Below are 6,611 nucleotides of genomic sequence, written 5' to 3'. Positions count from 1 at the left end.
GAGCCGGGCGGCGGGTGGTGCGGGTTCCGTACGACGGGTGGTGCGGGTTCCGTACGGCGGGTGCGGCCCGCCGGGTGCGGCGCCGCTCAGGCGGGCTCGACGCGGCGGGCGGTGCGCCCGGACACCTGCACCCGGTCGACCACCCCGCTGTCGGGGTCCCGGTGGAACCACCCGCCGGGCTCGGGGCGGCCGGTCTCCGGGTCGAGCAGGTCGTAGCTGAGGTCGGCGTAGCAGCGCAGCGGGAGCGGCAGGTCACCGTCCACGGAGAGGGTGAGCCCTCCGTCGCGGGTCGGCTCGACCCGGTACCGGATGCCGCCGTTGGCGTAGCCGCCGACGCACCCGGGCGGCACCACCGGCTCGCCCGAGGCCACCGGGGCGATCGCGGCGGGCACCGCGATCCCGGTCAACTCGCGCAGGTCCGCCGCGAGTTCGCGCCAGAGCGCGGTGGCCGAACCGGCGTTGCCGGTGAAGGCGACCACGGTGCCGCCGTCCGGCTCGGCCCGCAGATGGCAGGAGGTGCCCATGGCGTTGCCGTCGTGGCCGCACCACAGCCGGTCGTCCTGGCGGTAGAGCGCCAGGCCCGGCCCCCAACCGTCGGCCAGGGCGCCCGGCCGGGCGCCGGGCTGCGGGCGGCGCAGTTCCTCGGCGGCGTCCGGGGGCAGCACCTTGGAGCGCCCGATCGCGGCGGCGCCGAGCGCGGCGAGGTCCGCGGCGCTCACCAGCAGCGCTCCGGCCGGCGCCTCCAGCGGGGCGAGGTTCTGCCGGACCGGCCGGACCCGCCCGGTCGCGGCGTTGCGGGCGTGCCCGGCGGCGACCGGGCGGGCGGGCGCGGCGCCGGTCGTGACGGTGTCGACGAAGGCGGGCACGGTGTCGAGCGGTTCCAGCAACAGGGCTGCGACTGCCTCCGGCCACGGCATCCCGGTCACCGCCTCCACCAGGCGTCCGGCCGCGACGTAGCCCGCGTTGGAGTAGGAGAAGCCCGTGCCCGGCCGGAACAGCGCGTCCTGCGCGGTGCAGACCGAGGTCAGGTAGTGCGCCGCGGTGGTCCGGGCGGCCGCGTCGGAGTCCGGGCCGGTGGGCAGCCCGCCGGTGTGGCTGAGCAGCTGGCGAATCGTTACTTCGGGAAGGTGCCGGAGTTCGGGCAGGTGGGCGGCGGCCCGGTCGTCGAGGTCGAGGTCCCCGTCGTCGGCGAGGAGCAGCACCAGGGCCGCGGTGTAGGGCTTGGTCAGCGAGCCGACCGGTACGGCGGTGTCCTCGGTGAACGGGGCGCCGGTGGCGGCGTCGGCCACACCGGTGTGCAGGGCCAGCACCTCCGACCCGGTGTCCAGCACCAGTTGGGCACCGGGCACCCGGTGGCGGCGCGCGAGCGTGTCGAGCCGCTCCTGCAAAGCCCGCCGCAACAGCTGCGGCGTGCGCTCGCGGACCGGCGCCAAGGCGGGGTACGGCATGGGCGGTAGCTCCCGTTGAGTGGTTCTCGGCCGCGGGCTGCTGCCGGCGCCCGCGGATGAATTTCCGGATTACTGAGGAACGCCTTGCCAAATTTCCGGCCCCCGGCGCGCAACGGCGCAAAGACCGCGCGAACAACGGGAATGACCGGACGCCGTCCCGACCGGGGCCGGTACGGCAGGAACACGAATGGAGTCGGCTACCGGCGCGACACTGCGCGACAACGGCGCACGCGGAGCGGTTCCGGGCCACGACGTCGTGCCACGGCCGGGTGGCACGAATACGACCCGATTTCCCCGCTACTCGGCAAACTCCGGGCAACCGAATGCCCGCGCCCGGCCCGCCGGACCGGACGGCCACCCCGAACACACCGGCCTGCGGCCCTCTCGGCCCGCACCCCGAGCGGTAGCCCCATCCGGCATCGTGATCCCCCCTACGCCCTTCCCCGGGCCACCGAACGGAACCCGCCGCAACAGCCGGGGAACCGGCGCAATCCTTGGCGACCCGAACACGGCTCGAACGATCCGAAAGTCGAACGCGGAACAGTCTTCACGGCCGATCACCCGCTCGCAACCCCTTCCGATTGAACGGAAAGCAATTCTCATAGGAATCGGACCGGCAAAAACCCTGGTGTGGCTCCCGACCACGGGCGGAACCCCTGATGACGGATGTGAATTGGTTGGCCGAAACCGTGGCAGTCCGCCTCCGGCTGGCCGATACCAGATTTTCGCAGGTGCGCCGGAGTGACCGGAATGACGGTCGGGGCGGGTGTGCGGAAATGTGACGGGAGATGCCACCGGGAAAAGGGATGCGCCTGGGGCCGGCCGACGTCCCGCCCTGTTCGGTTCGGCTCCCCGCCCCGCCCGGGCCCGCTCCGGTCGGCGATGTCACGTTCCCCCGCGCCACCCGGTCCCTCTGGTGGGCGCGGACGTTCCGCACCCCCCGCACCCGCGGAGCGAAGGGAGCAGCATCATGAAGGCCGTCATCGTGTGCGTCTCGGTGTCCCACGGCAACACCCGGCGGATCGCCGAGGCCATCGCCCGGCCGCTGGCCGCCCAGGTGGTCGAACCGGAGGAGCTCGACCCGACCGACCTCGCCGAAGCCGACCTGGTCGGCTTCGGCTCGGGGGTCTTCACCGGCCGCCTCCACCCGCGCCTGCGCCGCTTCGTGCACGCCCTCCCGGCCACCCGACAGCCCTGCCGGGCCTTCGTGTTCGCCACCAGCGGCCTCCCGGAGCCGGGCTTCCGCCCGTTCACCCGCCCGTTGGAGCGCCGGCTGGCGGCGAAGGGCTTCGAGGTGATCGACGGTTTCACGGCCCGCGGCCACGACACCTGGCTCCCCTTCAAGCCGATCGGCGGCATCAACAAGAACCGCCCCGACGCCCGCGACCTGGCGGCGGCCCACACCTTCGCCGCCGCCCTCACCGCCCGGACGGGCAGCGCCTCCTGAGCGCCGACGCGGGTCGGCGACGCGCCCTCACCCGGCTGTCGCCGACACCCGCCCCCGGGGCCCCACCGTCTCCGCCGGCCCCACCAGCTGGATGAACATCGATCCGAGGTACATCGACAAGAGGTAGCACGAACCGCGCTCCAGGGCGCATCATGGGGCGCATTCCGACGAAAGGGCTCCGACCGTGCTGACCCTCGCGATCCTCGGCTTCCTGTACGACCAGCCCCTGCACGGCTACGAACTCAAGTCCCGGATCACCGGGTTGACCGGTCACGTCCGCCCGGTCAGCGACGGCGCGCTCTACCCCGCGATCACCCGGCTGGAGAAGGGCGGGCTGCTGCACCGCCGCACCGAGCCCGGCAGCGGCGCCGCGCCGCGCCAGACCCTGGAACTGACCGAGGCGGGCCGAGCCGAACTGCTCCGCCGGCTGGCCGATCCGGAGCAGGGCGAGATCACCGACCAGATCCGCTTCTTCGCCCTCGCGGCCTTCCTCCACCAGCTGGCCGACCCGCCCCGGCAGGCCGCGGTGCTGCGCCGCCGACTGGCCTTCCTGGAGGCGCCGAGCAGCTTCTTCCACGACGGGGACGGCCACCCGGTCACCGCCGAACGGGAGCCGAACCCGTTCCGGCGCGGCATGCTGCTGGTCGCCCGCGCCTCCGGCGCCGCCGAGCGGGCCTGGCTGACGGAGACCCTCGCCGCCCTGGAGGACCCGGCGGCCGGCTGAGCCGGGGACGGCCGGCGAACCCCGGAACGCCGCCGAACCGGGGAGGACCGCCGGGCGCGTACGACCGGTCCGCGCACCCCTTCGAACAACACGCCGACGAACCGGAATTGCGCATCACCGCAGCTCGCGCCGCACCCCCCGGCCCTCGCTATGATGACCTGCCACACGACCACGGCGCCCCTCCGCGGCGTGACCCACCACCGCGCCCCGCCCGTCCTGGAGGCAGCCGTGCCCAGCGAAGTGACCGCCCCCGCCACCGCCGCCCCGCAGCGGCGGGACGACATCCCCGGCTGGTTCTTCGGCCTGGACCGGGCCGCGTTCGCCCACCTGCTGTCCGCCCAGACGGCGGCCGGGGTCACCGGGGACGTCCTGGAGCTCGGCAGCTACCTCGGCCGCAGCGCGGTGCTGCTCGGCGACCACCTGCGGCCGGGCGAACGGCTGACCGTCTGCGACCTGTTCGACTCCGAGGCGGGCGACGCCGACAACGCCGCCGAGATGGCGATGTCCTACCGCAAGACCCTCACCCGCAGCGCCTTCGAGTCCAACTACCTGGCCTTCCACGACGAGTTGCCCGAGATCGTGCAGGCGCCCACCTCGGTCCTGGCGGACGGCCGGATCCCGGCGGGCAGTTGCCGCTTCGTCCACGTCGACGCCTCGCACCTGTACGAGCACGTCAGCGGGGACATCCTGGTGGCCCGGGCCGCGCTCGGCGAGAACGGCCTGGTCTCGCTGGACGACTACCGCTCCGAGCACACCCCGGGCGTCTCGGCGGCCGTCTGGGAGGCGGTCTTCACCGGCGGACTGCGGCCGGTGCTGCTCACCCCGATGAAGTTCTACGGGACCTGGGGCGACGCCGACGCCGCCCGGCAGGTCCTGCTGGAGCGCGACTGGCGGGCCGACGGCTACACCGTCGACGAGGACACCATCGCCGGGCGCCGGGTGCTGCGGCTCAACTACCAGGTCAAGACGCCCGCGCAGCTCCAGCGCTCCACCCCGCGCCGACTCGCGCTGGACCTGCTCCCGCCGGTCGCCACCCGGGCGACCCGCCGGGTGCTGCGGACGCTGCGCGAGCGGCGCGCCGTCCGGCCCACCCCGAACGCCTGACCCACCGGCACCCTGCCCCCCGGCCCCGGCGCTCCGACCCCTGGAGCACCGGGGCCCTCTCGCGTCGCGACCGGGCTTCCCGACCGGACTTCCTGACCGTGCGTCACACGGCGTGTGCATGTCATACGATGGACGCACTACCGCATGCTCCCCCGCCTGCGCGAGTGGATCCACCGTAAAGACTTGCCCATGGAACCTTAAAGAATGCATAGTGTGTACATGCCAACTCGGCCCCGCAAGGGCCGGGTTGAGGCCTTTCCGTCGCGAGTAGGGAGAGACCCTTGTTGCACGGTTCCAACGCTTCGGGCCCTGGTCAGCGCCTCCGCTCCGAGATCGCGGACGCCGGCACCACCCCCCTGATCGGCGTTCACGACATGTACTCGGCCACCATCGCCGCCGGGCACTACAACGGCATGTTCGTCTCCGGCTTCGGCTTCGCCGCCTCCTACTACGGCCTGCCGGACATCGGCTTCATCGCCTGGCCCGACATGGTGGCCTTCGTCGAGCGACTGCGCGGCGCCTTCCCCGAACACCACCTGCTGGTCGACATCGACGACGGCTACGTCGATCCCGAGGTCGCCTGCCACGTGGTGCGCCGGCTCGAACGCATCGGCGCCTCGGGCGTCATCCTGGAGGACCAGAAGCGCCCGCGCCGCTGCGGCCACGCCGACGGCAAGCAGGTCCTCCCGCTGGAGGAGTACCTGGCGAAGCTCGAACTCGTCCTGGCCGAGCGGACCGACCTCCTGGTGGTCGCCCGCACCGACGCCACCGAGGAGGAGGACATCCTGCGCCGCGCCCGCGCGCTGGCCGAGACCGACGCCGACGTGGTGCTGGTCGACGGCGTGCGCAGCGAGGAGTGGATCCGCCGGATCCGCAAGGAGGTCGGCGACAAGCCCCTGCTGTTCAACCAGATCGCGGGCGGCAAGTCCCCCCGGCTGTCGCTCACCGAGCTCACCGACCTCGGGGTGGACGTGGCGATCTACAGCACGCCCTGCCTGTTCGCCTCCCACCGGGCGATCGACCAGGCGCTCACCGAGCTGAAGGGCGACGACGGACGGCTGCCCGCCACCGCCGGGGAGGTCCGGCCGGTCGGTGTGCGGGAGTCCACCGAACTCCTGGAGCAGAACATCGCCCGCTCCCGCGGGCGCGTGGACGTGACGGTGTGAGCGCCGGGCCGCGCCGGTCCCGCCCCACCGACGGCGGGCGCGGCCCGAGGCGGGACCCACTTCAGGGGCGGAGGCCGCTCCGAGAACCGGGACCACTTCGAGAACAACGGCCGCGGCTCGATCCTGCCGGTCGTCCACCCGGCGTTCAGCGCGGCCGTGGCCCACGGCATCTCGGACCTCAGCCCGACGGGCGGGCCGCCAGCGCGCGGCCGATCCCCCGCCGCAACCGCCTGGAGGCACCCGGCAGGTGCCCCAGCCGGGTGACCCGCTCGACCGGCACCTCCGGCCGCCGGGCCAGCAACAGGACCGCCGCGTACGGCCGTTCGCCCTCCCGCAGCCGCTCGGCAACCACCTCGACCAGCCCGTCCAGGGCCTCGACGGTGAGGTCCTGGCGGGCCGCGACCAGCTTCAGCCGGTCGTTGTCGTCCCAGCTGGAGTGCCGCCGCTCGGCGAGTGCGGCCAGCACCTCGACCGGCGTGGCGGCGTTCCGGGCGATCACGCGCCAGACGAACGGGTAGTCGCCACCGGCCAGCACCCGTAGCACCTCCGGGTCGGCGGTCCGCTCGGCCAGCCGCCGGTGGTCCCCGGGCTCGTGCAACCGCCCCAGCGCCTCGACCCCGTAGGCCGCCTCCGGCAGGTCCACCGCGTCCATCCCGCCCCCTCGTCCGTATCGAGGGGGAACTCTAGCCCCAGCCGGACCGGGTGCTCAGCGCACCGTCGGT

6 protein-coding genes are annotated in these 6,611 nt (G+C 73.7%); 4 read left to right on the top strand and 2 right to left on the bottom strand.

The window, feature by feature from the left end; all coding sequences use genetic code 11:
- Positions 1 to 86 precede the first annotated feature (86 nt).
- Positions 87 to 1,448 carry a serine hydrolase domain-containing protein gene (locus ACIP4P_RS00145; protein WP_400913082.1) on the bottom strand — a complete coding sequence of 454 codons (1,362 nt, stop codon included), beginning with the start codon at positions 1,446 to 1,448 and terminating at the stop codon, positions 87 to 89.
- A gap of 970 nt (positions 1,449 to 2,418) precedes the next feature.
- On the opposite strand from ACIP4P_RS00145, the gene ACIP4P_RS00140 reads away from it, so the two are divergent.
- The 4 genes from ACIP4P_RS00140 to ACIP4P_RS00125 all read left to right on the top strand — a co-directional run bounded on the left by ACIP4P_RS00140 (position 2,419) and on the right by ACIP4P_RS00125 (position 5,889).
- On the top strand, positions 2,419 to 2,895 hold the full coding sequence (locus tag ACIP4P_RS00140) for a flavodoxin family protein (protein WP_400913080.1): 477 nt from the start codon (positions 2,419 to 2,421) through the stop codon (positions 2,893 to 2,895).
- Positions 2,896 to 3,079: 184 nt separating this feature from the next.
- The gene (locus tag ACIP4P_RS00135; RefSeq protein WP_400913078.1) at positions 3,080 to 3,619 is read left to right on the top strand and encodes a PadR family transcriptional regulator; all 540 of its coding nucleotides are present in this window, start codon (positions 3,080 to 3,082) and stop codon (positions 3,617 to 3,619) included.
- 228 nt (positions 3,620 to 3,847) lie between these two features.
- Positions 3,848 to 4,723, top strand: a complete 876-nt coding sequence (locus ACIP4P_RS00130) for a class I SAM-dependent methyltransferase (protein ID WP_400913075.1) — start codon at positions 3,848 to 3,850, stop codon at positions 4,721 to 4,723.
- A gap of 284 nt (positions 4,724 to 5,007) precedes the next feature.
- Positions 5,008 to 5,889, top strand: coding sequence for an oxaloacetate decarboxylase (locus ACIP4P_RS00125; protein ID WP_400913072.1), 882 nt, complete (start codon positions 5,008 to 5,010; stop codon positions 5,887 to 5,889).
- A 178-nt stretch (positions 5,890 to 6,067) separates the two neighbouring features.
- On the opposite strand, the gene ACIP4P_RS00120 is transcribed toward ACIP4P_RS00125, so the two are convergent.
- Complete coding sequence (locus ACIP4P_RS00120) at positions 6,068 to 6,541, bottom strand: hypothetical protein (protein ID WP_400913070.1); 474 nt, start codon at positions 6,539 to 6,541, stop codon at positions 6,068 to 6,070.
- Between the last annotated feature and the right edge of the window lie 70 nt (positions 6,542 to 6,611).

Source organism: Kitasatospora sp. NPDC089509 (assembly GCF_044749365.1).
Lineage (GTDB): Bacteria > Actinomycetota > Actinomycetes > Streptomycetales > Streptomycetaceae > Kitasatospora.
The sequence above is the reverse complement of the archived record's forward strand: the minus strand, read 5'-3'. Positions and strand labels throughout refer to the sequence as shown.

Bases quoted from the DNA above. Each gene is read 5' to 3' on its own strand.
- ACIP4P_RS00140 (WP_400913080.1), top strand. From the start codon at position 2,419: ATGAAGGCCGTCATCGTGTGCGTCTCGGTGTCCCACGGCAACACCCGG.
- ACIP4P_RS00120 (WP_400913070.1), bottom strand. From the start codon at position 6,541: ATGGACGCGGTGGACCTGCCGGAGGCGGCCTACGGGGTCGAGGCGCTG.
- ACIP4P_RS00145 (WP_400913082.1), bottom strand. From the start codon at position 1,448: ATGCCGTACCCCGCCTTGGCGCCGGTCCGCGAGCGCACGCCGCAGCTG.